Below are 23,834 nucleotides of genomic sequence, written 5' to 3' on the forward strand. Positions count from 1 at the left end.
GTGGGCGCCATGCGCGGCGGGGGATAGTTCCGCCGGATTGTGGACAGGCCGGAATTCCGTAGCCGCTTCAGCTCAGCTTGTTGATTTAGATGGTTTGACTACGGGCCTGTACTTCGCGGTTTGGGGCCTCATCTGCTAGCGTGACGGGCTGAGGGAGAGGGCTGATGCCACGCAAGTTCCTGGTCGTCGTCGACGACAGCCCCGAATTCGAGGCGGCCCTGCGCTATGCGGCGCGGCGGGCTCGCTCGACCGGCGGCCGCGTCGTCATGCTGCGGATCATCCCGCCGGCGGCCTCCGACGCCCACTGGGCCGGGGTTCGCGACGAGATCGAACGCCAGACCCGCACGGAGGCCGAGGCCTCGCTGAACCGCTGGGCCGGTGAAGCCGCCGAACGCTCGGGCGCCACGCCGGTGCTGGTGATCGAGCGCGGCGAGCCGCAGGCCTGCATTCGCAAGGTCGTCGGCGAGGACGCGGACATCAAGATCCTCGTGCTGGCGGCGGGGGACGGCGGGCGCGGTCCCGGCCCGCTGGTCGCCGCCGTGGTCAAGCAGGGGGCCGCCTTCACCGGCCGCAAACTGCCCGTCACCATCGTCCCCGGCGAACTGACCGAGAACGACATCGAGGATCTGGCTTGACCGTCAGAACGGCTATTTCCGCCGAGCGGTCATCGCTCCACCGCCCTGATGGAGGACCAGTCCGCTGACCGTTCCGGAAGAATCCCGATTAAAGGTGATCTGGGCATCGATCGCGCGGTTGAAGAAGGCGTCGGGCGCCTCGGCCTGCATCTCCAGTGCGCTCTGGCCGGTCCCCTTGGCCTCGAGTTTTCCGTTCGCCACCGAGATGGTGATGGCGAAATCCGGGGTCAGCTCATAGACGCCTTCGTAGGTGCGCAATGTGTCGGGCGCCACCGAGATCGCCTGCCGTTCTTCGTTCAGGACGACGGTCCCGCCGCGCGCCAGGGTCATCAAGTTCGTCCCCAACTGAGCGGCGGGCCCATTCATATTGCCGAGCACGATCACGGCCAGCCGACGGTCGGGATCATAAGCCATATGGGTGTTGAAGCCCTCGATGCCGCCGGAATGGCCGATGGTCGTGGCGCCGCCGTCGGTCTTGACGGATAGACCCATGGCGTAGTTGTCGCGGTGGGGCGTGATCAGTGTCGCCAGAGAGTCTGGGCGCAGTACTCGGCCCCCAAACAGACCCTGTTCCCACTTCAGCAGATCGTGGCTCGTCGAATACAGCGCTCCGGCGCCCTGAGGGACGCTCATGTCGATATAGTCGGCGTTGACCACGCCACGCCTGGTGGGCGTGTAGCCGGTCGCGCGGCGCGGAAGGACGGCGGCGTGAGTGTCATAGCCGCTGTCATTCATGCCCAAGGGCCGGAACAGGTTTTCAGCGACGAAGTCGGCGTAGGATTGATCACTGGCCCGCTCGATGATGGCGGTGAGCAGAACATAGCCCGAGTTGGAATAGGCCCAGTCCGCGCCCGGCTGGAAATCCAGGGGACGGTCACGAAAGCGCCCGATCAGATCGTTGACCGTCGTGGGGCGGGTCTTCAAGGCCTCGTAGTCATCGAAACGGGTGTAGTCGGGAACACCGGAGGTGTGGGTCAGCAGGCTACGAACCGTCACTGCGTCCCACGCGGCCGGAGCGTCCGGCAGCCAGGTCTTCACCGGGGCGTCCAGATCAACCTGTCCGCGTTCGTGCAGGATCATGACGGCGGCGGCCGTGAATTGTTTGGTGACGGACGCCAAACGGAACTTGGTGTCGCCGTCGTTGGGAAGGTTCCACTCGCGGTTGGCGAGGCCATAACCCCGATCAAGCAACACCTGGCCCTCGCGTGCGACGAGCACCGAGCCGGAAAACTTGCCCGCCTCGGAAGAGGCGCGAATTATCTGATCCATTCGCTCAACATCCTGGGCGCGCACGGCGGTGGCCGGCAGAGACAGGACGGCGGCCCCCGCCAGGATCAGTCGTGCGGCGCTGGCCATTTTCGACATGGAGTTTCTTTCGGAGGGTGCAGCGAAGCCCCGAGACGCTACAAATGTAGCGAATACCTGTCAATCAGCCTGGAGTTCCCGAAACCTTGCGCCCCGGTGTCTCAGAGCGCATCTGAGCGCCATGTTCATCCAGACCGAACCCACGCCGAACCCCAACGTCCTGAAGTTCCTGCCGGGCCGCGACGTGTCGAGCGATCCGCGCGACTTCGTGAACCGGGAAGAGGCCGCGGCCTCGCCGCTGGCCGAAGCCCTGTTCGAGCTCGATGGCGTGACCGGGGTCTTCTTCGGCTACGACTACGTCTCGGTCACCCGCGAGGCGCAGGGGCTGGAATGGACCCAGATGAAGGCGCCGATCCTGGCCGCCATCATGGATCATTTCGTCTCGGGCGCGCCCCTGCTGCGCGGCGAGGCCTTCTCCAGCGCCGATCCCGACGGCGAGGACACCGAGATCATCGCCGAGATCAAGCAACTGCTGGACAGCCGCATCCGCCCGGCCGTGGCCCAGGACGGCGGCGACATCCTGTTCGACGCCTTCGACGAGGAGACCGGGGTCCTGTCGCTGCGCATGCGCGGCGCCTGCGCCGGCTGCCCGTCCTCCTCGGCCACGCTCAAGGCCGGGGTCGAGCAGATGATGAAGCACTATGTGCCCGAAGTGACCCGCGTCGAGCAGGTGATCTAGCCGCGGGCCTCGCTCCCCTGAGCGCGACGAAACAGTTTTATTCTCGTCACACGCGACGGCATCCGGCATGCTGATGCGATGCCCCGGTTTGAAAGCGACACCGACGCCCGACGTCTCGGCGAGGCCCTCGCGGCCTTGCGCCGAGCGCGCGGTCTGAGCCAGGCCGAGGCGGGCGGGCGCGTGGGGATCACTAGCCAGGGTTGGGGGCTCTACGAGGCGGGCAAGCGGCCCGGCCTGTTCCGCCCCGACGTTCAGCGCCGCCTGACCGCCGCCATAGAATCCACGCCCGAAGCCCTGGCGCTCGGCCTTGCCGCCACACCCCTCGAAGGCCCGGCGCCGTCGGGGGTCGAAAGCCGCGCCCGCGCCTTCGAAACCGCCGCTCCCGCCGGAACGCGGCGTCTGCAACTGTCGAGCGACGACCTGGCGCCCTGGGCCGCGTCGGGGGTGACCCTGGAGTACGCCCCGGGCCGCTGGCCGCGCCGCGATCAGGGCTGTGTCATCGACATGGTCGACGGCCGCCGGCTGGTCCGACTCTACGAACGGGCCGAGGGGGAGATCCTGGTGGTGCGCGGCGGGCCGGGCGGCCTCGCGGCGGAGGAGCGTATTCCTCGTGCCGACACCCGGGCGGTCTCCGCCGTGATCGCCCGGCTGGATGATTGATGAAACTTTTTGGTTGCAACTTGGGCGTGTCGATGAAACTGTTCCGTATCGAACAGGAGACTCGCCATGGCCCGAACCGCCGCCCCGGACCACATCGACGCCTATGTCGGCGCGCGGATCGGCCTCAGGCGTTCGGCCCTGGGCCTGTCGCAGTCGGCGCTGGCCCAGCGCATCGGGGTCAGCTTCCAGCAGGTGCAGAAATACGAGACCGGCTTGAACCGCATCTCGGCGTCGCGGCTGCACCGGGTGGCGGTGGTGCTGCGATCACCGGTCGACGCCTTCTTTCCCCCGATCGACGGTCCGTCGACCGGCGAAACCGACACGCTCCGAGCCCTGAGCGCGACCATCGACGGCCGCGCGGTGGCGAACGATTTTCCGCGCATCGCCGACCGCGGCGTGCGGCAGGCGGTGGCGCGTATCGTGGCGGCGCTGGCCCCCGCCTCCTGATCGGAGCCGTGTCGTGAGGGTCCTGGTCATCGATACGGCGCTGGGCCTGTGCACCGCTGGAGTGTTCGAGTTCGGCGAGACGGCGCGGGTGCTGGGCCTGCGCTCGGAAGCCATGATCAAGGGCCATTCCGAGCGGCTCGGCGGCCTGGCTCGTGATGCGGTCGCGCAGGCCGGGGGCTTCGACGCCGTCGACCGCATCGGCGTGACCGTGGGGCCGGGCTCCTTCACCGGCCTGCGTGTCGGCCTCGCCTTCGCCCAGGGCCTGGGCGCGGCGTTGAGCCGCCCGGTGGTCGGGGTCTCCACCCTCGATGCATTGGCGGCGTCCGCCGATGCGCCCGACATCGCCGCCCTGATCGACGCCCGTCGGGGCCAGGTCTACGCCCGCGTCTGGCGGAACGGCGCGGCCGAGGGCCCGCCCGAGGCCCTGTCGCTGGAACAGGCCGCCGAACGGCTGGCCCGGCTCCCCGCCGGCGCGGTCCTGGTCGGATCCGGCGCGGCGCTGGTCGCCGACGCCGCGCCGGGCGCGACCGTTCTCGACCTGGCCGGCCCTTCGCCCGAAGCCCTGGCCCGGCTGACGGCCCGGCTCGATCCTGCGACCGCGCCGCCCAAGCCGCTCTATCTGCGCGCGCCGGACGCGACCCCGCCCACCCGTCTGCCGGGCCAACCGCGCGTTCAGGCCCCCGCATGACCCGCGACCCGGACGCTCGGGCGGACCGGCTGGCGGCGCTCCACGCCACGGCCTTCGACGCGCCGTGGGACGCCGCCGCCTTCGCCGGCCTGCTGGACCAGGCGGGCGTCTTCGTCGCCGAGACGGCGCAGGGCTTCGTCCTCATGCGGGCGGTCGCCGACGAGGCCGAGATCCTGACCCTGGCGGTCCGTCCCGAAGCGCGCGGGCGAGGGCAGGGGGCGCAATTGGTGGCCGAGGGCGTCGCCGCCGCCGGCGAGAGGGGCGCGGAACGGGTCTTCCTGGAAGTGGCTGACGACAACGCCCCGGCGCGCGCCCTTTACGCCCGCGCGGGCTTCGTCGAGGCCGGCCGGCGCCCGGCCTATTATTCGCGTCCGGACGGTTCGCGCGCCGACGCCCTGCTTTTGTCGCTGAACTTGCCGGTTCGACTTCCCTAGGCCGCCGTCGCCGCCTATTCTCGCATCCCATGGACCGGATCGAAAAACTCTGCGCCGACCGCGGCATGCGAATGACCGAGCAACGCCGCGTGATCGCGCGGGTGCTCTCCGCCGCCGCCGACCACCCTGACGTCGAGGAACTGTACCGCCGCGCCTCGGCCATCGATCCGCACATCTCGATCGCCACGGTCTACCGCACCGTGCGCCTGTTCGAGGAAGCGGGCGTGGTCGAGAAGCACGATTTCGGCGACGGGCGCAGCCGCTATGAAGAAGCGGGCGACGATCACCACGACCACCTGATCGACACCCGCTCGGGCGAGGTGATCGAATTCTTCGACGCCGAGATCGAGCGCCTGAAGACCGAGATCGCCGAACGCCTCGGTTTCAAGCTGATCGGCCACAAGCTGGAGCTCTACGGCACGCCCATCGAAGGCGCCGAACCGTCGAACCGCGAAGGTCTGATCTTCACGCGCCACGCCCACCGCGACGAATCCGAAGCTTGATACGGTCCGGCGCCGCCCGATCGACACGCGGCTCCGGAATCGTCCGCGCTCAAGTAGCGCGAAGCGCGGTAGCGCCCTAAAATGTCTTCATGACCGAAACCCTCGTCCCGCCGTCGGGGAAGCAGGCCGCGCCCAAGCGCCTGTTCATCAAGACCTACGGCTGCCAGATGAATGTCTATGACTCGGAGCGCATGGCCGATGTGCTGCGCCCGCTCGGCTATGCGTCGACCGACACCGCCGAGGACGCCGACTTCGTCATCCTGAACACCTGCCACATCCGCGAGAAGGCGGCCGAGAAGGTCTATTCCGAGCTCGGCAAGATGCGCGAGCTGAAGGAGGCGAAGAACGGCGCCATGACCATCGCGGTCGCCGGCTGCGTCGCCCAGGCCGAGGGCGAGGAGATCATGAAGCGCCAGCCGGCGGTCGATCTGGTCGTCGGTCCGCAGGCCTATCACCAGCTGCCCGAACTGCTGACCCGCACCGCCCGGGCGCGCGGCGAGCGTATCGGCGCCGACTTCGCCCCTGATGAAAAGTTCGACGCCCTGCCGACCGAGCGCGGGGTCGAGGGCTTCACCGCCTTCCTGACCGTGCAGGAGGGTTGCGACAAATTCTGCACCTTCTGTGTTGTGCCCTACACGCGCGGCGCCGAATGGTCCCGCCCGGTGACAGCCATCCTGGCCGAGGCCCGCGAACTGGCGGCCAAGGGCGTTCGTGAAGTCACCTTGCTGGGTCAGAACGTCAACGCCTACGACGGCGAGGGGCCGGACGGAAAGCCGTCCACCTTGGCGCGGCTGGCCTGGCTGCTGGCCGAGATCCCCGGGCTGGACCGCATCCGCTATACGACCAGCCACCCCAACGACATGTCGGACGACCTGATCGAGGCGCACCGTCAGCTCGATGTCCTGATGCCGTGGCTGCACCTGCCGGTGCAGTCGGGTTCGGACCGCATCCTGCGCCTGATGAACCGCAAGCACGGGCGTCAGAAGTATTTCGATCTGATCGAACGCATCCGCGAGGCGCGGCCCGACATGGCTATGTCGGGCGACTTCATCGTCGGCTTCCCGGGCGAAAGCGACCGGGATTTCGAGGACACCATGGATCTGGTCCGACGTGTGACATACGCCTCCGCCTTCTCCTTCATGTACTCGCCCCGTCCCGGCACCCCCGCCTCGACCATGGCGGCCCAGGTTCCCGAGGCGGTGTCACGGGAGCGGCTGCAGGCGCTGCAGGCGCTGCTGTTCGAACAGCAGACGGCGTTCAATGTCTCCCGCGTGGGGATGACCATTCCGGTCCTGTTCGAGCGTCCCGGCAAGTTCGACGGCCATGTGACCGGCCGTTCGCCCTGGCTGCAGCCGGTCTATGTCGACGGCGTCGCGGATCAGCTGATCGGCCAGATCGTTCCGGTGGCGATCGAATCCGGCGGCCTGAAATCCCTCAGCGGCCGCCTCCTGAACACCCCCGTCGCTCAAGCAGCGAGCGCCAGCGGCGCGAGCGTTGGCGACCCAAAGAAAGCCGCTTGATGGCGCGAGAGTCCGAGTTCCTGGCGTTGGACGACGTCGCCCTGCGCGCCGTCATCGGGCCGAACAGTCGCCACCTGGCCCTGATCGAGGACCGCTTCAAGGTTCTGGTCGAAACCCCCGGCGGGGGCGTCTCCATCAATGGGTCCGCCCGTGACCGGGCCCAGGCCAAGCGGGTCATCGAGGTCCTGGCCGACCGCGCCGACACGGGCGCCGAGATCACCGAAGCCGATGTCCGCACCGCCCTGGGCGCCGCGGTGGCCCAGCCGCGCGCCGGGCAGGGCTCGGTCGCGCCGGACGCCGTGGCCCTGCCGGTCGGCCGTCGCGGCGCCATCGCGCCCAAGACGGCGGCCCAGGCCCGTTATCTGGAACTGCTGTCGCGCTGCGAACTGACGTTCGGCGTCGGTCCGGCGGGGACGGGCAAGACCTTCCTCGCCGCCGCCTACGGCGCCTCCCTGCTGCGCCGCGGACAGGTGGACCGGCTGGTCATCACCCGCCCGGCGGTCGAGGCGGGCGAGAAGCTGGGCTTCCTGCCCGGCGACCTGAACGAGAAGGTCGACCCCTATCTGGCGCCCATCTGGGAAGCGCTGAACGACATTCTGGGCGCCGACGACGTGCGCCGTCGTCGCGACAAGGGCGAGATCGAAGCCGCCCCCATCGCCTTCATGCGCGGCCGCACCCTGGCCCACGCTTTCATCATCGTGGACGAGGCGCAGAACCTGACCCGTCTTCAGATGAAGATGGTCCTGACCCGGCTGGGGGAGGGGGCCCGGATGGTGGTCACCGGCGACCCGTCGCAGATCGACCTGTTGAATCGCCGCGACTCCGGGCTGTCGCATGCGTTGCGCATCCTCGAGGGGGTGCAGGGCGTGGGCATGCTGAAGTTCGAGGCCCAGGACGTGGTGCGCCACGCCATGGTCGAGCGGATCGTGCGCGCCTATGACGCCGACTCGGCGGTCCCGTCTCCTGATCTGGAAGAGCCGCGCCGGTGATCGAGGTCGAGATCGAGGATGAAGCCTGGCCCGCCGCCCTGCCGGACGTCGAGGCCGTGGTCGCCCGCGCGGCGACCGCCGCGCTCGGGACGGTCGAAGGCGACATCGTCGTCCTGCTGACCGACGACGAAACGGTGCGCGACATCAACGCGCGTTTCCGCGACCGCGACCGGCCGACCAACGTCCTGTCCTTCCCGGCGGCGGAAAGCGCCTTTCCGCATCTGGGCGACCTGACCCTGGCCTTCGGCGTCTGCGCGGAGGAGGCGAGGGCGCAAGGCAAGACCCTGTCCGACCATCTGTCGCACCTGACCGTCCACGGCGTCCTGCACCTGCTGGGCCGGGACCATGAGGACGACGCCGAAGCCGACGCGATGGAGGACGAGGAGCGATCCATCCTTGCCAGCCTGGGCGTGGCCGACCCATACACGGCGGATGAGCATTCTCGCGGCGACGCCTGAAACCGACAGCCCGCGCGCGCGGCTGATCCTTCGCTTCGGCCGGATCGGCCTGGCGCTGGCCGCGGGCGCGGCGGCGGCCCTGGCCCATCCCCCCTTCGGCGTCCTGCCCGGCCTGCTGGGCTACGCCCTGCTCATGTTCCTGGCGGAGCGGTCCATGACCGTGCGCGGCGCCTTCTGGATGGGGTGGCTGGCCGGCTTCGCCTATTTCTTCATCAGCTGCTGGTGGGTGGCCGAGGCCTTCCTGGTCAATCCGGCGCAGGCGTGGATGGCGCCCTTCGCCGCCTCGGCCCTGCCGGCCGGCCTGGGCCTGTTCTGGGGGACGGCCACGGCCCTGTACCGCCGCTTCCTGCCCTCGGGGATGAAGCGGGTCCTGTTCTTCGCCGCCCTGTTCTGCCTGCTGGAATGGCTGCGCGGCCATGTGCTGACCGGCTTCCCGTGGAACCCAGCCGGCGCCAGCTGGAAGGCCGGCTCGGCGGCGTCCCAGTTCGCCTCGATCGCCGGCGTCTATGGGCTCGGCTTCGTCACCGTCGCGGCCTCGGCGGCCTTCGGTCCCCTGCTCGGCGAGGGCGCGCGCAAGGCCCGCATCACCACCGCCGCCCTCGGCGCCCTGGCCCTGGCCGTCCTGGTGGTCTCGGGTGCGATACGGCTGTCGTCGGCGCGGCTGGAGTTGACCCCCACCCTGGTGCGTATCGTTCAGGCGGACGTGCCCCAGGCGTCCAAATGGACCCCCGAGGCCTATCAGGGGATCATCGACCGCTATGTGAACCTGACCGCCCGCCCCGGTGCGGCCACGCCCGATCTGATCATCTGGCCCGAGGGCGCCCTGCCGGCCACGGCCAATGAGGTCTTCGCCCCGGGCTCGCCGGACGCGGTCGCCATCGCCCGCGCGGTCCAGCCGGGACAGAGCCTGATCATCGGCCTGGGCCGGGGCGTCGCCGATCCTTCGGTTCCGGAGGGGGGGCGCTACTTCAACAGCCTGTTCGTTCTCAACGACGAGGGCGGCGAGGGCCTGCGCATCGCGACGGTCTATGACAAATACCGGCTGGTGCCCTTTGGCGAGTTCCTGCCGGCGGGCGGGCTGATGGGCGCGCTGGGCGTGCGCGCCCTGACCCATATGCCGCTAGACTTCAGCCCCGGTCCGCGCCCCGCGCCCATCGACATCCCCGGCGCGCCGCGCGCCCAGCCGCTGATCTGCTACGAGAGCCTCTATCCCGGCTTCACTCCCGGTTCGGCGGGGCGTCCGGGCTGGATCGTCAACATCTCCAACGACGCCTGGTTCGGCCGCACCTCCGGCCCGCTGCAGCATCTGAACCTGGCCAGTTATCGCGCCATCGAAACCGGATTGCCGGTGGTCCGGGCGACGCCGACGGGCACCTCGGCGATGATCGATCCCTGGGGCCGGGTGGTCGACGGCCAGCGGCTGGATCCCGGCGAAAGCGGCGTCATCGACGCCCGCCTGCCGCAGCCGACCGGAGTGACCCTCTATGGCCGGATCGGCGACCTGCTGTTCTGGCTGGCGGTCGCGGCGAGCCTTCTTGTCGCGGCGCCGTGGCGTCGGGTGATTCGTTCCAAGACCGTTGTTCCGTAAGACGGATTCCCTTCTCGGTCGATGCCCGGATGACGGGATTCGCGCTGGGCGGGAAAGGGGGCGAATTCGTGGCGCAGAAGCTCCGGGATGCGCCCTGAATTGTGCATTTTTTGATGACAGAGGCCTGCGGGCGGCGCATTCAGGCTTAGCTGAATGGGCGACTTGAAGGGCGTGTCACGATGGCGAGAGGCAAGGGCGAGGATGGTCCTCATCCCGTGGACCGGCATGTTGGCCGGCGAGTCTGCGAGAAGAGGCTGGCCCTCGGCTATAATCAGAGCGATCTCGGTCGTGCCCTGGGTCTGACTTTCCAGCAGATCCAGAAGTACGAGAAGGGCGCCAACCGCATCTCCGCGTCGAAGCTCTGGGACATCGCCCGTTTCTTCAAGGTGGACATCGGCTATTTCTTCGAAGGTCTGACCGGCGCCCAGCTGGCGGGTATGGCAGAGGGCGAGACCGCCTTCGAGCATGACTTCCCGGCCACGCGCTACACCATCGAAATCGGCCGCCTGTCGCCGCAGCTGTCGACCCGTCAGCAGAAGCTGGCGCTCGAACTGATCCGCGACATGGCCGACCGCAAGGAAACGGACGAGGACTAAAGGTCCTCTTCGGCTTCAACCACCGCCGCCTTCATTTCCTGACGCACGCCGCTGACCGAAGGTCGGCGCGCGCGCCTTCTGCTCGGCCCAATAGGCGGCGCCGTCGCGCGGCTTGAACATGGTCTTGGCGACCCCGTCGCGCGACACCACCGCGAAGGTGTTGGTCGAGGCCTGGTACAGCAGCACGTCGCCGTTCGGCCGCTCCACCCGCTCGGCGTCCGCCGGCGGCCGGGTGGTGAAGGCCTGGACCCTGGCCAGATAGTCCTCCGCTGTCCGCGCCCCGAAGTCCGCCCCGTTGCGCTCGAACAGCCGCGCGATCTTGGCGTCCACGGTCTCCTGCCGGTTGGCGGTCAGCGCCGGCTTCGCCTTCGCCGGCGCTGCTTCCGCCGCCTCCGCGGGCGCACCCGCGGCCGAGGTCAGCACGGCCTGCGCGCCCTCTGCCGCCCGGTCCCGCGTCTCGACCGCCGAGCCTCCGTCCCCACAGGCCGCCAGCCCCAGCATCACGGCGCCGACGGCCGCGATTGTCGCTGATCTCCTCATCGCACCCTCCCACGTTGAAAATCATCAAGCGGAAGCCTAACCATAGGTTAACAGTTCATGCAATGTTCCGTTTCGTCGAAGCGTCACTCGGAACCGTCACTCGACGGGGGCGGGTCGCGTCGTTAGATCAACGGCATGACCACGACATCGCTGTCCGGACGCAAGGTCCTGCTGATCGTCGGCGGCGGCATCGCCGCCTACAAGGCGCTGGAGCTGACGCGCCTGCTCAAGAAGTCCGGGGCCGAGGTGATGAGCGTGCTCACCGCCGCGGGCGCCGAGTTCGTCACCCCCATGTCGCTGGCGGCCCTGACCGGCCATCCGGTGCGGCAGGCTCTCTTCATGCCCGAGGACGAGACGGCCATGGGCCATATCGAGCTGTCGCGCTGGGCCGATCTGGTGGTCGTGGCCCCCGCCACGGCGGGCCTGATCGCCAAGGCGGCCAACGGCCTGGCCGACGACCTGGCCTCGACCACGCTTCTGGCCACCGACAAGAAGGTGCTGCTGGCCCCGGCCATGAACGTGCGCATGTGGCTGCACCCGGCGGTGCAGGCCAATGTGGAGCGGCTCAAGGGGTTCGACGGCTTCCACGGCGTGGCGGTGGTCGGCCCAGACGAGGGCGAGATGGCCTGCGGCGAGTTCGGCCCCGGCCGCATGGCGGAGCCGGCGGCCATCCTGTCGGCCATCCAGGGCCTGCTGGCCGGTCCCGACGGACGGCCCCTGGCGGGGCGCACGGCGGTGGTCACCGCCGGCCCCACCTTCGAGCCTATCGACCCCGTGCGCGGCCTCACCAACCGGTCCAGCGGCAAGCAGGGCTATGCGATCGCCCAGGCCCTGTCCGAGCTGGGCGCCCAGGTCACCCTGGTGTCCGGACCCGTGGCGTTGGAGGCCCCCGTGGGCGTCGAGCGTGTCTGGGTCGAGACCGCGCGAGAAATGCAGGCGGCGGTGCAGCAGAGGCTTCCCGCCGACATCGCGGTGATGAGCGCGGCGGTCGCCGACTGGCGCGTCGACGGCGTCGCCTCGGGCAAGATCAAGAAGGCCCCCGGCGGTCCGCCGTCGCTGGCCCTGATCGAGAACCCCGACATCCTCGCCGGCGTGTCCAAGCCGGGCAAGGCGCGCCCCACGCTGGTCATCGGCTTCGCCGCCGAGACCACGGATCTGGAGGCCAACGCCCGGGCCAAGCTGTCGAGAAAGGGCTGCGACTGGATCGTCGGCAATGATGTGTCCGACGACGTCTTCGGGGCCGACGGCAACGCCGTCACCCTGTTCACCCGGGACGGCGCCGCTGAAAGCTGGCCGCGCCAGTCCAAGACCGAGGTGGCGAGGAAGCTCGCCGCCCGCATCGCCGATCAATTCAAGGCCTGAGAGAGACAGCCCCCATGACGACCGTTCGCGTCGAACGCCTTCCGCACGCCGAAGGCCTGCCGCTTCCGGCCTATGAGACCACGGGCTCGGCCGGCATGGATCTGCGCGCGGCGGTGCCCGAGGGCGAGCCGCTGACACTGGCGCCGGGCGCCCGCGCGCTGGTCAAGACCGGTCTGAAGATCGCGCTGGAGCCCGGTTACGAAGCCCAGGTGCGGCCCCGCTCGGGTCTGGCGCTCAAACATGGGATCACCTGCCTGAACTCGCCCGGCACGGTCGACAGCGACTACCGCGGCGAAGTCGGGGTCATCCTGATCAATCACGGGCAGGAGGCCTTCGTCATCCAGCGCGGCGAGCGCATCGCCCAGCTTGTTATCGCCCGGCATGAACAGGCCCAGATGGTCGAGGTCGAAACGCTGGATGAGACCGCGCGCGGCGCGGGCGGGTTCGGCTCGACGGGCCGTTAAGCCTGGCGGGAGCGATTCCGCGAGACCGGCGTTAACCCTGCGAAGCGGTCAGGCTTGGCCGTATGCAGATGGAGACGACCGGTATGGAATCCCTGATCGATTCAATCACCGCTTTCCTGTCCGGCCTGTTCGGCCTGGCCCAGGGCGGGTTCGACGGCGTCAATCAGGTCATGGGCCTGCTGATCGCCGTGATCGCGGCCTTGTTGATGCCCGCCTGGAGCCGCCTGTGGGCCACGGCGCTCGGCGCGGCCTTCGTGCACATCCTGATCGGTGTCGTGCGCCCGGCGCTGGACGGCGCGCCCCTCGTTCTGCCGCCGCTGCTGACGCTCGGCTTCTGGATGACGGTGCTGGCCCTGTTCCTGGGCTATGCGATCGTCATCGCCGTCTTCTTCTTCATCAAGTCGCTGGTCACCGGCGGCGGCCACCGGAAGGCCAGGCACGCGCACTGATCGCGCGGGTTAAAGCGCCATCAGCGGCTGCAACCAGATGCGCAGGCCGAGGCAGATGGCGGCGAACGCAGCCAGGCCGTAGGCGGACAGTTCGAGAACCAGAGCTGTTCGCCCGCCTCGCGGAAGAAGCGCCGGCCGCCTGTTGAGAGCCACGAGAGCAAATAGTCCCAGCAGGACGACCGTCGCGATCGCGTAGGCCCAGCCCGAGATTTCCATGGCGTGCGTCCTGACGGTTCTGGTTACGCCTGCCTGAACCCAAGCACGTCCTGCATGTCGTAAAGCCCCGGCTTGCGGTTCCGGACCCAGGCGGCCGCAGCCACCGCGCCGCGCGCGAACAGCGAGCGGTCGATGGCCGAGTGGCTGAGGGTCAGGACCTCGTCGTCCGAGGCGAACAGGACGGTGTGGTCGCCGATGATCCCGCCGGCGCGGATCGAGGAGAAGCCGATCTTGCCGCTCTCGCGCGGGCCGGTGATACCGTCCCACGGCGCGGCGCGGACGGCGTCCAGATCTTCGTTGCGGCCACTGGCGGCGGCCTCGCCCAGCATCAGGGCGGTGCCCGACGGCGCATCCACCTTGCGGCGGTGATGGGCCTCGGTGATCTCGATATCCCAGTCGCGCGCGTCCAGCCGCAGGGCGGCGTGCTCGACCAGTCCGATCAGGATGTTGACCCCCAGCGAGAAATTGCCGCTGCGCACGATGGCCACCGTCTCGGCGGCCTTGAGAATTTCAGCGTCCTGCTCGGGCGACAGGCCGGTCGAGCCGATCACCAGGGCCGGGCCGCCGCCTGCGGCGCAGGTCTGGGCCAGTTCCACCGAGGCGTCGGGGGTCGAGAAGTCGATGATCACGTCGCACAGCGACAGGTCGGGCGTTTCGCCCCGGTCGAAGCGGGCGGCGACCACCACGTCGTCACGGGCGTCCAGAACGGCCGAGACGGCCCGGCCCATACGCCCTCGGGCGCCCGAAATACCGGCGTGGAAAATGGCGCTCAAATCAGACCCCTCGCGGTGACGTTCGTCCCTATTGGGCCGTTTCCTTGGTCTCGCCAAGGATGTCGGCCCAGAAGCGCTTGGCCTTGCCCGCGAAGGACGAGTTGCGCGGCGTCTGGGTCTCGCCCAGCGAGGCCGACAGCTCTTCCAGAAGCTCTTTCTGGCGCGGGGTCAGGTCGGTCGGGGTCTCGACGAACAGCTCGACCACCAGATCGCCGCGCTGGCGGCCGTTCAGGTGGGGCATGCCCTTGCCCTTGATGCGCACGGTCTTGCCGGTCTGCGAGCCGGCGGGAACGTCCACGGCGGCGCGGCAGCGGCCGTCGCAGGCGTCGGAGACCAGGCAGGGCGCATCGACCTCGCCCCCGAGGGCGGCGGTGGTCATCGGCACCGGCACGGTGACCAGCAGGTCCAGATTGTCGCGCTCGAACAGCTCGTGCGGCGTCACCGACAGGAAGACGTACAGGTCGCCGCGCGGTCCGCCGCGCTGGCCGGCGTCGCCCTCGCCCGACAGGCGGATGCGCGAGCCGTCGTCGACCCCGGCCGGGACCTTCAGCTGCAGTTTGCGGTTCTTGCGCACCTGACCATGCCCATGACAGGTCGTGCAGGGTTCAGCGATCATCTGGCCGTTGCCGCCGCAGCGGGGGCAGGTGCGCTCGACCTGGAAGAAGCCGTTGGCGGACCGGACACGGCCCGCGCCCTGGCAGGTGGAGCAGGTGGTCGGCTTGGTGCCCGCCTTGGCGCCCGAGCCCTCGCAGGTTTCGCAGGTGGCCGTCGTCGGCACCGCGATCTCGACGTCGGAGCCCTTGTAGGCCTGCTCCAGCGTGATCTCGAGGTCATAGCGCAGGTCCGAGCCGCGGCGCGGTCCGCCCTGCCGTCCGCCGCCCTGGCGGCCGCCGAAGGCGTCTCCGAACGCGTCGCCGAAGACCTGGGAGAAGATGTCGTTGATGTCGTGGAAGCCCTGGCCGCCGCCGGCGCCGAAGGGATTGCCGCCGCCGCCGTTCACGCCCGCATGGCCGAACCGGTCGTAGGCCGCGCGCTTCTGATCGTCGGACAGGACGGTGTAGGCCTCGGAAATCTCCTTGAACATCGCCATGGAGTCTTCCGAACCGCCGTTGCGGTCAGGGTGATGCTGCATCGCCAGCTTGCGATACGCCGCCTTCAGACCGGGCGCGTCGATCGTCCGCTCGACCCCCAGAACCTCGTAATAGTCTCGCGCCATCCGGCGTTCGTCCTCTTACTCTCGCCCCCGCCCTACGCCTGTTTTCGGCGTCTCGAGCGAAGCGGTGACCGGGCTGACATGGGCGCCCGATCCTGTGATGCAAGTTTCATGAAAGGAGCCCCCGCCTGCGGATGCAAGCGGGGGCCCGATTTATGCGCCCGGTGTGTCCTAGGCGCTCTTCTTGTCGTCGGAATCCGAGACTTCCTCGAACTCCGCGTCGACCACGCCGTCGTCGGCGGGCTTCTCGGCTTCGCCCTCTTCGGCGGCCGCGGCGTTCTGAGCCGCGTACATGGCCTCGCCCAGCTTCATCGAGGCCTGGGCCAGGGTGTTGGTCTTCTCACGGATGGCTTCCGGATCGGAGCTGTCCTTGGCGGCCTTCAGGTCCGCCAGCGCGGCTTCGATGGCGGCCTTGCCGTCGGCGTCGATCTTGTCGCCGTGTTCCGACATCGCCTTCTCGGTCGAGTGGATCAGGCTGTCGGCGCCGTTGACCGCTTCGACCAGCTCCTTGCGGGCCTTGTCGGCCGCGGCGTTGGCTTCGGCTTCCTTGACCATCTTGTCGATGTCCGCGTCCGACAGGCCGCCGTTGGCCTGGATGCGGATCGACTGTTCCTTGTTGGTCGCCTTGTCCTTGGCGGTGACGTGCACGATGCCGTTGGCGTCGATGTCGAAGGCGACCTCGATCTGCGGCATGCCGCGCGGCGCGGGCGGAATGCCCATCAGGTCGAACTGACCCAGCACCTTGTTGTCGGCGGCCATCGGACGCTCGCCCTGGAAGACCCGGATCGTCACGGCCGACTGGTTGTCGTCGGCGGTCGAGAAGGTCTGGCTCTTCTTGGTCGGGATCGTCGTGTTGCGTTCGATCAGCGGGGTGAAGACGCCGCCCAGGGTCTCGATGCCCAGGGTCAGCGGGGTCACGTCCAGCAGCAGCACGTCCTTGACGTCGCCCTGCAGCACGCCGGCCTGAACCGCGGCGCCCAGCGCCACGACTTCATCGGGGTTCACGCCCTTGTGCGGCTCCTTGCCGAAGAAGGCCTTCACGGCCTCCTGCACCTTGGGCATGCGGGTCATGCCGCCGACCAGCACCACCTCATCGATGTCCGAGGCCTTCAGGCCCGCGTCCTTCAGCGCCTTGGCGCAGGGCTCGATCGTGCGGGCGACCAGGTCTTCGACCAGGGCTTCCAGCTTGGCGCGCGACAGCTTGATGTTCAGGTGCAGCGGGCCCGAGGCGTTCATGGTGATGAACGGCAGATTGACCTCGTACTGGGTCGTGGAGCTCAGCTCCTTCTTGGCCTTTTCGGCCTCTTCCTTCAGGCGCTGCAGGGCCAGCTTGTCGGTCCGCAGATCGACGCCCTGTTCCTTCTTGAACTCGTCGGCCAGGTAGTCGACCAGACGCAGGTCGAAGTCTTCACCACCGAGGAAGGTGTCGCCATTGGTCGACTTCACTTCGAACACGCCGTCGCCGATCTCCAGGATCGAGACGTCGAAGGTGCCGCCGCCCAGGTCATAGACGGCGATCTTCTGGCCGTCGTTCTTGTCCAGGCCATAGGCGAGAGCGGCCGCGGTGGGCTCGTTGATGATGCGCAGGACTTCCAGACCGGCGATCTTGCCGGCGTCCTTGGTCGCCTGACGCTGGGCGTCGTTGAAATAGGCGGGAACGGTGATGACGGCCTGGGTGACGGTCTCGCCCAGATAGGCCTCCGCAGCCTCCTTCATCTTGCCCAGGGTGTAGGCCGAGACCTGCTGGGGCGAATAATCCTTGCCGTGGGCCTTCACCCAGGCGTCGCCGGTCGGGCCCTTGACGATCTCGTAGGGCACCATGTCCTTGTCTTTCGCCACCACGGGATCCGTGAACGAGCGGCCGATCAGGCGCTTGATGGCGAAGAAGGTGTTGGTCGGGTTGGTCACCGCCTGGCGCTTCGCGGGCTGGCCGACGAGGACCTCGCCGCTGTCCTGGATCGCCACGACGGACGGGGTGGTGCGGTTGCCTTCCGCGTTCTCGATGACCTTGGGGTTCTTGCCGTCCATGACGGCGACGCACGAATTCGTGGTCCCCAGGTCGATGCCGATGATCTTGGCCATGCTTAAGTCTTTCACTCCATCTCAGCGGGCGGTGCGGCGGCCTTTTAAAGCGAAGCGCCGCGCGTGACTGCCCCCGATTTCAGGGTTGGTTCGATTTGTACGGTTACGGGCGGAAAGCCCCACGCTTTGCGGGGTTTTCCAGGGACTGACGCCGATATGGGAAACACCCCCCCGCCTGCAAGACCTTTAGACGATTCAGTCGTCAGGCCCCGTCAGGCGACAAGCGCGAAAAGAGGGTGCATTACAGCGTTATAGGAGAGCCGGAAGGCGGCTCGGGGAGGAAGACATGAAGAAGGCCATCCACATCATCGCCAGCGCGGCCTTGCTCGCGGCGGCTCTCGGAACGGTTTCGGCCGCCACGGCCGGCGAGCCGCGTCTCGCCGCCGAACCGGCCGCCACCATCCTGGTCCAGTCGCGCGACGGCCAGAACCGCCGGGTCCGCATCCACAACCAGACCGGCTGGACCATGACCCATTTCTACGCCTCGGACTCGCGCGTCGATGACTGGGAAGAAGACATGCTGGGCTCGGGCGTTCTGGCCAACGGCGCCAGCGTCACCATGAACATCGACGACGGCTCGGGGGCCTGCCTGTACGATTTCAAGGCGCGCTTCACCAACGGGCAGGAGCTGACGCGCATGCGTATCAACGTCTGCGAGATCGCCGACTATTACTACACGCGCTGATTTTTCAATCAGTTAGCTGATTTGCCGCCTCCCCTTCGCGGGAGGCGGTTCGCGTTTCAGGCGGCGGCTTCGGCCGCGGCCGGCTCCAGGGGGCGCAGGTCCAACAGGGCGAACAGGCGCGCGTCCTCGTCCTGCTCGGGGTTGGGCGTGGTCAGCAGCTTGCCGCCCACGAAGATGGAGTTGGCGCCGGCCAGGAAGCACAAGGCCTGCATTTCCGGGCTCATCGTCTCGCGACCCGCCGACAGGCGCACCATGGCCTTGGGGCAGACGATGCGGGCCACGGCGACGGTGCGGACGAATTCGATCGGATCGATCTCGCCCTCCTTCTTCACCCGATCGCCCAACGGGGTGCCGGTGACCGGCACCAGCGCATTGACCGGCAGACTGTCGGGATGGACCGGCAGGGTCGCCAGCGCATGCAGCAGACCCGCCCGGTCGCGCCGCGCCTCGCCCATGCCCACGATCCCGCCGCAGCAGGTCGACATGCCCGCGTCCCGCACATGCTCCAGGGTGTCCAGCCGGTCCTGATAGGTCCGCGTGGTCACGACATCGGCGTAGTACTCCGGTCCGGTGTCGAGGTTGTGGTTATAGTAATCCAGACCCGCGGCCTTCAGCTGCCGGGCCTGATCGGCGGTCAGCATGCCCAGGGTCGCGCAGGTCTCCAGCCCCAGCGCCTTCACGCCCGAGATCATGGCCGCCAGCTTCGGCGTGTCGCGGTCCTTCAGCTCGCGCCAGGCCGCGCCCATGCAGAAGCGCGAGGCCCCGCCCGCCTTGGCCGCCATGGCCTCGGCCAGCACGGTGGAGGTCTCCATCAGCTTCTCGGCCTTCAGCCCGGTCTTGAAGCTGGCCGATTGCGAGCAGTAGCCGCAGTTCTCGGCGCAGCCGCCGGTCTTGATCGACAGCAGCTGGCTCTTTTGCACTTCCGACGGGTCGAACCAGGTCCGGTGCACCGTGGCGGCGTCATAGACCAGCTCCATGAACGGGCGGGCGAACAGCGCCTCCACCTCTTCAAGCGTCCAGTCCTGGCGGGGGGTGGAGAGGTCACGGGTCATGGACGGGTTCCTAGCCCCGCCCGAGGCGCCCGCCAAGCCGTGTTCAGTCCTCGCTGCGGTAGACCCGGCCGTCCCGCATGACGAAGTCCACATCGGTCAGCACGGTCACGTCGGTCAGGGGGTCGCCGTCGACCGCGATCAGGTCGGCGCGCTTGCCCGGCTCCAGGGTCCCGATCTCGGCGGACAGGCCCAGCAGGTCGGCGGCGTTCACCGTCGCCGCCTCGATCGCCGTCATCGGCGTCATGCCGTTCTGCACCATCAGGGCGAACTCATCGGCGTTGCGGCCATGCTTGGACACGCCCGCGTCGGTTCCGAAGGCGATGCGCACGCCCGCCGGGACGGCGCGCCGGAGCGACTGGCCGGTGATCTCGATACGCCAGCGGATCTTCGGCAGGACCTCGGGCGGATAGGCGTTGGGATCGGCGGCCAGCCGCGCGATGTATCCGTTCACGGTCGACAGGGTCGGCACATAGTAGGCGCCGCTTTCGCGGAACAGCCGGATCGTCTCGTCGTCGAAGATCGTGCCGTGCTCGATCGAGTCCGCTCCCAGACGCAGCGCCATGTTGATCCCGTCGGCGCCGTGGGCGTGCACCGCGACCTTCAGGCCGTACAGGTGCGCCGTCTCGATCAGGGCGCGCGCCTCGTCATCGAACATCTGCGCCCCGACCCCGGCGCCGATCCGGCTGTTCACGCCGCCGGTGGTCGCGATCTTGATCACGTCCGCGCCGCGCCCGACCTGGATGCGCACCGCCTCCCGGCAGCTTTCGACGCCGTTGCAGACGTTCTCGTGCGGGATGGTTTCCCGGAAGTCGTCATTGAAGCCCAGCCGCCCGTCCATGTGGCCCGAGGTGGTCGAGATGCTGTTCCCGGCGTCCACGATGCGGGGTCCCGGAAGCCGGTGAGCCGCCGTCTCGTCCGACAACGCCAGGGTGACCCCGCCCTCGTCCCCGAGGTTCCGCACGGTGGTGAAGCCGGCCATCAGGGTCTTCTCGGCGTTCTCCGCCGCCCGGTAGGCGTGGACGGGCAGGTTCTCGGTCACGCCCGAGAGGAAGCCCGCCTGGCCGCCGAGGTCCGAGACCAGGTGCACATGGCTGTCGATCAGGCCCGGCAGGACGAAGCGCCCGCGCTGGTCGATGACGACGGCGCCGGGGAAGGCCGAGGCATCGACGAAGCCGTCGCGGATCTCGACGATCCGCCCGTCACGAACCACCAGGGTCGAGGGGCCGCGCGGCGTCCGGCCGGGACGATCCAGCAGGCGGCCGGCCTGGATCAGCGTCACCGGACCCTCGGTCGCCGGCGCCGCCTCCTGCGCCCATGTCGCCCCGGCGACCAGCGCCGAAGCGGCGACACCCAGAACGCCCGCAGCAAGACGGTTCATGCCCGATCCCCCAATGAACAGGCGGGCACTAGAGCGCAGATCGGCGCCCCTCGCCAGCGGTCCCGACGCTCAAACACATAAGGATATCTTTATGGGTTTCTTGCCGGATCGACGGCTTCGGGCTATAGGCCCGCGCGAACATCCGACCGGAACAGACCCCCCATGACCGACTATATCGTTCGCGACATCTCGCTTGCCGACTACGGCAACAAGGAAATCGCCATCGCCGAAACCGAGATGCCGGGCCTGATGGCGCTGCGCTCCGAGTTCGGCAAGGACAAGCCGCTGAAGGGCGCCCGCATCGCCGGCAGCCTGCACATGACCATCCAGACGGCGGTCCTGATCCAGACGCTGGAAGCCCTGGGCGCCGAAGTGCGCTGGGCCTCGTGCAACATCTTCTCGACCCAGGACCACGCCGCCGCCGCCATCGCCGCCTCGGGCACGCCGGTCTTCGCCACCAAGGGCGAGACCCTGGTCGAGTACTGGGACTACGCCCACAAGATCTTCGAATGGGCCGACGGCGGCTATCCGAACCTGATCCTGGACGACGGCGGCGACGCCACCCTGCTGTGTGTGCTCGGCCCCAAGGCCGAGAAGGACATCTCGGTCCTGTCGAACCCGCAGAACGAGGAAGAAGAAGCCCTCTTCTCCGTCATGAAGCGCTACATCGCCGAGAAGCCCGGCTTCTACTCAGCCATCCGCGACGCCATCGGCGGCGTGTCGGAAGAGACCACCACGGGCGTCCACCGCCTGTATCAGATGGCTGAAAAGGGCGAGCTGCCGTTCCCCGCCATCAACGTCAACGACAGCGTCACCAAGTCCAAGTTCGACAACCTGTACGGCTGCCGCGAAAGCCTGGTCGACGCGATCCGTCGCGGCACCGACGTCATGCTGTCGGGCAAGGTCGCCGTGGTCTGCGGCTACGGCGACGTGGGCAAGGGCTCGGCCGCCTCGCTGCGCCAGGGCGGCGCCCGCGTGAAGGTCACCGAGGTCGACCCGATCTGCGCGCTGCAGGCCGCCATGGAAGGCTATGAGGTCGTGACCCTCGAGGACGCGGCGGCCGACGCCGACATCTTCGTCACCGCCACCGGCAACAAGGACGTCATCACCGTCGAGAACATGCGGGCGATGAAGAACAACGCCATCGTCTGCAACATCGGCCACTTCGACAGCGAGATTCAGGTCGCCGGCCTGAAGAACTTCAAGTGGGACGAGATCAAGCCGCAGGTCCACCACATCGAGTTCCCGGACGGCAAGAAGATCATCCTGCTGTCGGAAGGCCGCCTGGTGAACCTGGGCAACGCCACGGGCCATCCCTCGTTCGTGATGTCGGCGTCCTTCACCAACCAGACCCTGGCCCAGATCGAGCTGTGGACCAACGCGGCCAGGTACGAGAACAAGGTCTACACCCTGCCCAAGCACCTGGATGAGAAGGTCGCCTTCCTCCACCTGGCCAAGCTGGGCGCCAAGCTGACGACCCTGAAGACCGAGCAGGCCGACTACATCGGCGTGCCGCAGCAGGGCCCGTTCAAGCCGGACCACTACCGCTACTGATGCGAAGGCGGCCTGGCCGGCGGATCAGCCGGCCAGCCGCAGATGCGGGGCCTCGTCCCGCTCCAGCCTGAAGCCGGCGACCTGCCGGCTCAGGGTCTGGGCTTCCTGCGCCAACTGACGCGCCGCCGCGGTCGCCTGTTCGGTCATGGCGGCGTTCTGCTCGGTGATGTCGTCCATCTCGCCCATCGTCCGGCGCACGCGGGCCAGGCCGTCGGCCTGCTCGCGCGCCGCCTCGGCGATGCCGCCGGCCAGGGCGTCGATCGACAGGACCCGCGAACGGATCCGTTCCAGCGCCTCGCCGGTCCGGGCGGTCAGTTCGACGCCGCGCGCGACCTGGGCCGAGGAGGTGGCGATCAGCTGCCGGATTTCACCCGATGCCGCCGACGAGCGCTGGGCCAGGGCCCGGACCTCGGACGCCACCACCGCGAAACCGCGTCCAGCCTCGCCCGCGCGCGCGGCCTCGACCCCGGCGTTCAGGGCCAGAAGGTTGGTCTGGAAGGCGATCTCGTCGATCAGGCTGGTGAAGCGGCCGATCTCGCCCGAGGACTCCGCGATGGCGTGAATGGCGGCCACGGTCTGGCCGGCGACGTCGCCGCCTTCCTCGATATCGGCCCGGGCCGAGACCAGGGCCTGGGCGGTCTGCCGCGCGCCGTCGGCGGTGCTGGCCACGGCCAGGGCGATGGCGTCCGCCTCGGCGACGGTCCGTTCCAGGCTGGCGGCCTGCCGTTCGGTGCGGACCGCCAGGTCCTCGGCCGCGCTGGCCAGTTCGCCGGCCCCCGCATTCAGGCTGCCGACGCTGTCGGCCATCGATCCGACGGCGACCCGCAAGGCGCCGGTGGCGGCCTGGAAGTCCGTGTGCAGCGCCTGGTATTCTTCGGGGAAGGCCCCGCCCAGCGACACCGACAGGTCGTTCTCGGCCAGGGCGTGCAGGGCGTCGCCCAGGCGGCGCACCACCAGCGACTGGCGCGCGTCCGCCGCGGCCTGCACCGCCTGCGCCTGATCGCGCTCGACCTGCAGAATCTCGAGATAGATCGAGATGGCCAGATCCATGTCCAGCATCACCCGGCGGGTCAGCTCGCCGACCGCCTCGGCCGTGGTCCGGTCATGGGCCTTCCGGCTGGCCCAGCGCGGCCGGGGCCGGGAGACGACGGCCTGGGTCAGATGGGCCAGAAGGGTGCTGTAGCCGCCGATGTACCAGCGCGGCTCCAGGCCGATGCGGGCGTGCACCTGGCCGATGGCGCGAACCGAGCGCGCATAGTGGGCGTCCGCCCGCCCGTCGATCAGGGCGTCCCAGTGACGCTGCTGCGCCAGGCTGGCGGCGCCGATGTGGGCTTCGTCGCGGAAGAAGGCGCGGGTCTCCGGGAAGGCGCGGACCCGGTCGTAGAAGGCGCCGAGGGCTTGAGGAACCGCATCGCGCAGGATCGGGCCCATCGCCTGGTAACCGGGCGACGGCTCGCCCAGGTTCATGAAGGCCATGCGCCGCTCGATGTCCTCGTTCGCCATG

General features: G+C 68.7%; 26 protein-coding genes. 17 read left to right on the top strand and 9 right to left on the bottom strand.

All coding sequences use genetic code 11. The features are described from left to right. The first annotated feature begins 164 nt into the window (after positions 1–164). The gene (locus AC1RRF_RS10790) at positions 165–635 is read left to right on the top strand and encodes a universal stress protein (RefSeq protein WP_492834437.1); all 471 of its coding nucleotides are present in this window, start codon (positions 165–167) and stop codon (positions 633–635) included. 12 nt (positions 636–647) lie between these two features. Here the strand turns inward: AC1RRF_RS10790 and AC1RRF_RS10795 are convergent, their stop codons facing one another. Next, positions 648–2,000: a serine hydrolase gene (locus AC1RRF_RS10795; RefSeq protein ID WP_492834438.1), complete on the bottom strand. Its 1,353-nt coding sequence runs from the start codon at positions 1,998–2,000 to the stop codon at positions 648–650. 121 nt (positions 2,001–2,121) lie between these two features. On the opposite strand from AC1RRF_RS10795, the gene AC1RRF_RS10800 reads away from it, so the two are divergent. The 11 genes from AC1RRF_RS10800 (at position 2,122) to AC1RRF_RS10850 (ending at position 10,562) form a co-directional block, all read left to right on the top strand. Beyond that, positions 2,122–2,679 (top strand): NifU family protein, encoded by a 558-nt coding sequence (locus AC1RRF_RS10800; RefSeq protein ID WP_492834439.1) that lies wholly within the window; start codon positions 2,122–2,124, stop codon positions 2,677–2,679. Positions 2,680–2,757: 78 nt separating this feature from the next. Continuing rightward, positions 2,758–3,339 (top strand): helix-turn-helix transcriptional regulator, encoded by a 582-nt coding sequence (locus AC1RRF_RS10805; RefSeq protein ID WP_492834440.1) that lies wholly within the window; start codon positions 2,758–2,760, stop codon positions 3,337–3,339. Positions 3,340–3,405: 66 nt separating this feature from the next. After that, on the top strand, positions 3,406–3,786 hold the full coding sequence (locus AC1RRF_RS10810; protein WP_492834441.1) for a helix-turn-helix domain-containing protein: 381 nt from the start codon (positions 3,406–3,408) through the stop codon (positions 3,784–3,786). Positions 3,787–3,799: 13 nt separating this feature from the next. Then, positions 3,800–4,474 carry a tRNA (adenosine(37)-N6)-threonylcarbamoyltransferase complex dimerization subunit type 1 TsaB gene (gene tsaB / locus AC1RRF_RS10815; protein WP_492834442.1) on the top strand — a complete coding sequence of 225 codons (675 nt, stop codon included), beginning with the start codon at positions 3,800–3,802 and terminating at the stop codon, positions 4,472–4,474. Next, positions 4,471–4,908 (top strand): GNAT family N-acetyltransferase, encoded by a 438-nt coding sequence (locus AC1RRF_RS10820; RefSeq protein WP_492834443.1) that lies wholly within the window; start codon positions 4,471–4,473, stop codon positions 4,906–4,908. Before tsaB ends, AC1RRF_RS10820 begins: the two co-directional genes overlap by 4 nt. Positions 4,909–4,979: 71 nt before the next feature. Beyond that, positions 4,980–5,411 carry a Fur family transcriptional regulator gene (locus AC1RRF_RS10825; protein WP_492834444.1) on the top strand — a complete coding sequence of 144 codons (432 nt, stop codon included), beginning with the start codon at positions 4,980–4,982 and terminating at the stop codon, positions 5,409–5,411. 89 nt (positions 5,412–5,500) lie between these two features. Further along, entirely contained in the window at positions 5,501–6,931 is a 1,431-nt protein-coding gene (miaB, locus tag AC1RRF_RS10830) for a tRNA (N6-isopentenyl adenosine(37)-C2)-methylthiotransferase MiaB (RefSeq protein WP_492834445.1), read from the top strand. After that, positions 6,931–7,920, top strand: coding sequence for a PhoH family protein (locus tag AC1RRF_RS10835; RefSeq protein ID WP_492834446.1), 990 nt, complete (start codon positions 6,931–6,933; stop codon positions 7,918–7,920). Before miaB ends, AC1RRF_RS10835 begins: the two co-directional genes overlap by 1 nt. Further along, complete coding sequence (gene ybeY, locus AC1RRF_RS10840; protein ID WP_492834447.1) at positions 7,917–8,378, top strand: rRNA maturation RNase YbeY; 462 nt, start codon at positions 7,917–7,919, stop codon at positions 8,376–8,378. The genes AC1RRF_RS10835 and ybeY overlap by 4 nt, the downstream gene beginning before the upstream one ends. Next, positions 8,353–9,966, top strand: coding sequence for an apolipoprotein N-acyltransferase (gene lnt, locus AC1RRF_RS10845; RefSeq protein WP_492834448.1), 1,614 nt, complete (start codon positions 8,353–8,355; stop codon positions 9,964–9,966). Before ybeY ends, lnt begins: the two co-directional genes overlap by 26 nt. A gap of 215 nt (positions 9,967–10,181) precedes the next feature. Beyond that, positions 10,182–10,562 carry a helix-turn-helix domain-containing protein gene (locus AC1RRF_RS10850; protein ID WP_492834449.1) on the top strand — a complete coding sequence of 127 codons (381 nt, stop codon included), beginning with the start codon at positions 10,182–10,184 and terminating at the stop codon, positions 10,560–10,562. A gap of 15 nt (positions 10,563–10,577) precedes the next feature. On the opposite strand, the gene AC1RRF_RS10855 is transcribed toward AC1RRF_RS10850, so the two are convergent. After that, a complete protein-coding gene (locus AC1RRF_RS10855; RefSeq protein ID WP_492834450.1) occupies positions 10,578–11,102 on the bottom strand; it encodes an S-type pyocin family protein in 525 nt (174 codons plus the stop codon). A 135-nt stretch (positions 11,103–11,237) separates the two neighbouring features. On the opposite strand from AC1RRF_RS10855, the gene coaBC reads away from it, so the two are divergent. From coaBC to AC1RRF_RS10870, 3 genes are all read left to right on the top strand, one after another. After that, a complete protein-coding gene (coaBC, locus tag AC1RRF_RS10860; RefSeq protein WP_492834451.1) occupies positions 11,238–12,464 on the top strand; it encodes a bifunctional phosphopantothenoylcysteine decarboxylase/phosphopantothenate--cysteine ligase CoaBC in 1,227 nt (408 codons plus the stop codon). A gap of 14 nt (positions 12,465–12,478) precedes the next feature. Continuing rightward, positions 12,479–12,928, top strand: coding sequence for a dUTP diphosphatase (dut, locus tag AC1RRF_RS10865; RefSeq protein WP_492834452.1), 450 nt, complete (start codon positions 12,479–12,481; stop codon positions 12,926–12,928). An 83-nt stretch (positions 12,929–13,011) separates the two neighbouring features. Then, a complete protein-coding gene (locus AC1RRF_RS10870; protein WP_492834453.1) occupies positions 13,012–13,377 on the top strand; it encodes a hypothetical protein in 366 nt (121 codons plus the stop codon). Between the two features lie 9 nt (positions 13,378–13,386). Here AC1RRF_RS10870 and AC1RRF_RS10875 read toward each other — a convergent pair whose 3' ends face one another. From AC1RRF_RS10875 to dnaK, 4 genes are all read right to left on the bottom strand, one after another. Next, a complete protein-coding gene (locus AC1RRF_RS10875; RefSeq protein WP_492834454.1) occupies positions 13,387–13,593 on the bottom strand; it encodes a hypothetical protein in 207 nt (68 codons plus the stop codon). A 23-nt stretch (positions 13,594–13,616) separates the two neighbouring features. After that, positions 13,617–14,366, bottom strand: a complete 750-nt coding sequence (dapB, locus tag AC1RRF_RS10880) for a 4-hydroxy-tetrahydrodipicolinate reductase (protein WP_492834455.1) — start codon at positions 14,364–14,366, stop codon at positions 13,617–13,619. Positions 14,367–14,394: 28 nt separating this feature from the next. Then, positions 14,395–15,582 carry a molecular chaperone DnaJ gene (gene dnaJ, locus AC1RRF_RS10885; RefSeq protein WP_492834456.1) on the bottom strand — a complete coding sequence of 396 codons (1,188 nt, stop codon included), beginning with the start codon at positions 15,580–15,582 and terminating at the stop codon, positions 14,395–14,397. 168 nt (positions 15,583–15,750) lie between these two features. After that, on the bottom strand, positions 15,751–17,661 hold the full coding sequence (dnaK, locus tag AC1RRF_RS10890; protein WP_492834457.1) for a molecular chaperone DnaK: 1,911 nt from the start codon (positions 17,659–17,661) through the stop codon (positions 15,751–15,753). 286 nt (positions 17,662–17,947) lie between these two features. On the opposite strand from dnaK, the gene AC1RRF_RS10895 reads away from it, so the two are divergent. Further along, on the top strand, positions 17,948–18,346 hold the full coding sequence (locus tag AC1RRF_RS10895) for a hypothetical protein (protein WP_492834458.1): 399 nt from the start codon (positions 17,948–17,950) through the stop codon (positions 18,344–18,346). 56 nt (positions 18,347–18,402) lie between these two features. Here AC1RRF_RS10895 and bioB read toward each other — a convergent pair whose 3' ends face one another. Together bioB and AC1RRF_RS10905 are read right to left on the bottom strand one after the other, a co-directional pair. After that, complete coding sequence (bioB, locus tag AC1RRF_RS10900) at positions 18,403–19,398, bottom strand: biotin synthase BioB (RefSeq protein WP_492834459.1); 996 nt, start codon at positions 19,396–19,398, stop codon at positions 18,403–18,405. A 43-nt stretch (positions 19,399–19,441) separates the two neighbouring features. Further along, positions 19,442–20,776 carry a metal-dependent hydrolase family protein gene (locus tag AC1RRF_RS10905; RefSeq protein ID WP_492834460.1) on the bottom strand — a complete coding sequence of 445 codons (1,335 nt, stop codon included), beginning with the start codon at positions 20,774–20,776 and terminating at the stop codon, positions 19,442–19,444. A 162-nt stretch (positions 20,777–20,938) separates the two neighbouring features. Here AC1RRF_RS10905 and ahcY point away from each other — a divergent pair, with 162 nt between their 5' ends. Next, positions 20,939–22,330, top strand: coding sequence for an adenosylhomocysteinase (gene ahcY, locus AC1RRF_RS10910; protein WP_492834461.1), 1,392 nt, complete (start codon positions 20,939–20,941; stop codon positions 22,328–22,330). Between the two features lie 24 nt (positions 22,331–22,354). Here ahcY and AC1RRF_RS10915 read toward each other — a convergent pair whose 3' ends face one another. Next, the gene (locus tag AC1RRF_RS10915) at positions 22,355–23,833 is read right to left on the bottom strand and encodes a globin-coupled sensor protein (protein ID WP_492834462.1); all 1,479 of its coding nucleotides are present in this window, start codon (positions 23,831–23,833) and stop codon (positions 22,355–22,357) included. Position 23,834: the final 1 nt, after the last annotated feature.

The organism is Brevundimonas sp. GW821-FHT12C05 (assembly GCF_058807475.1).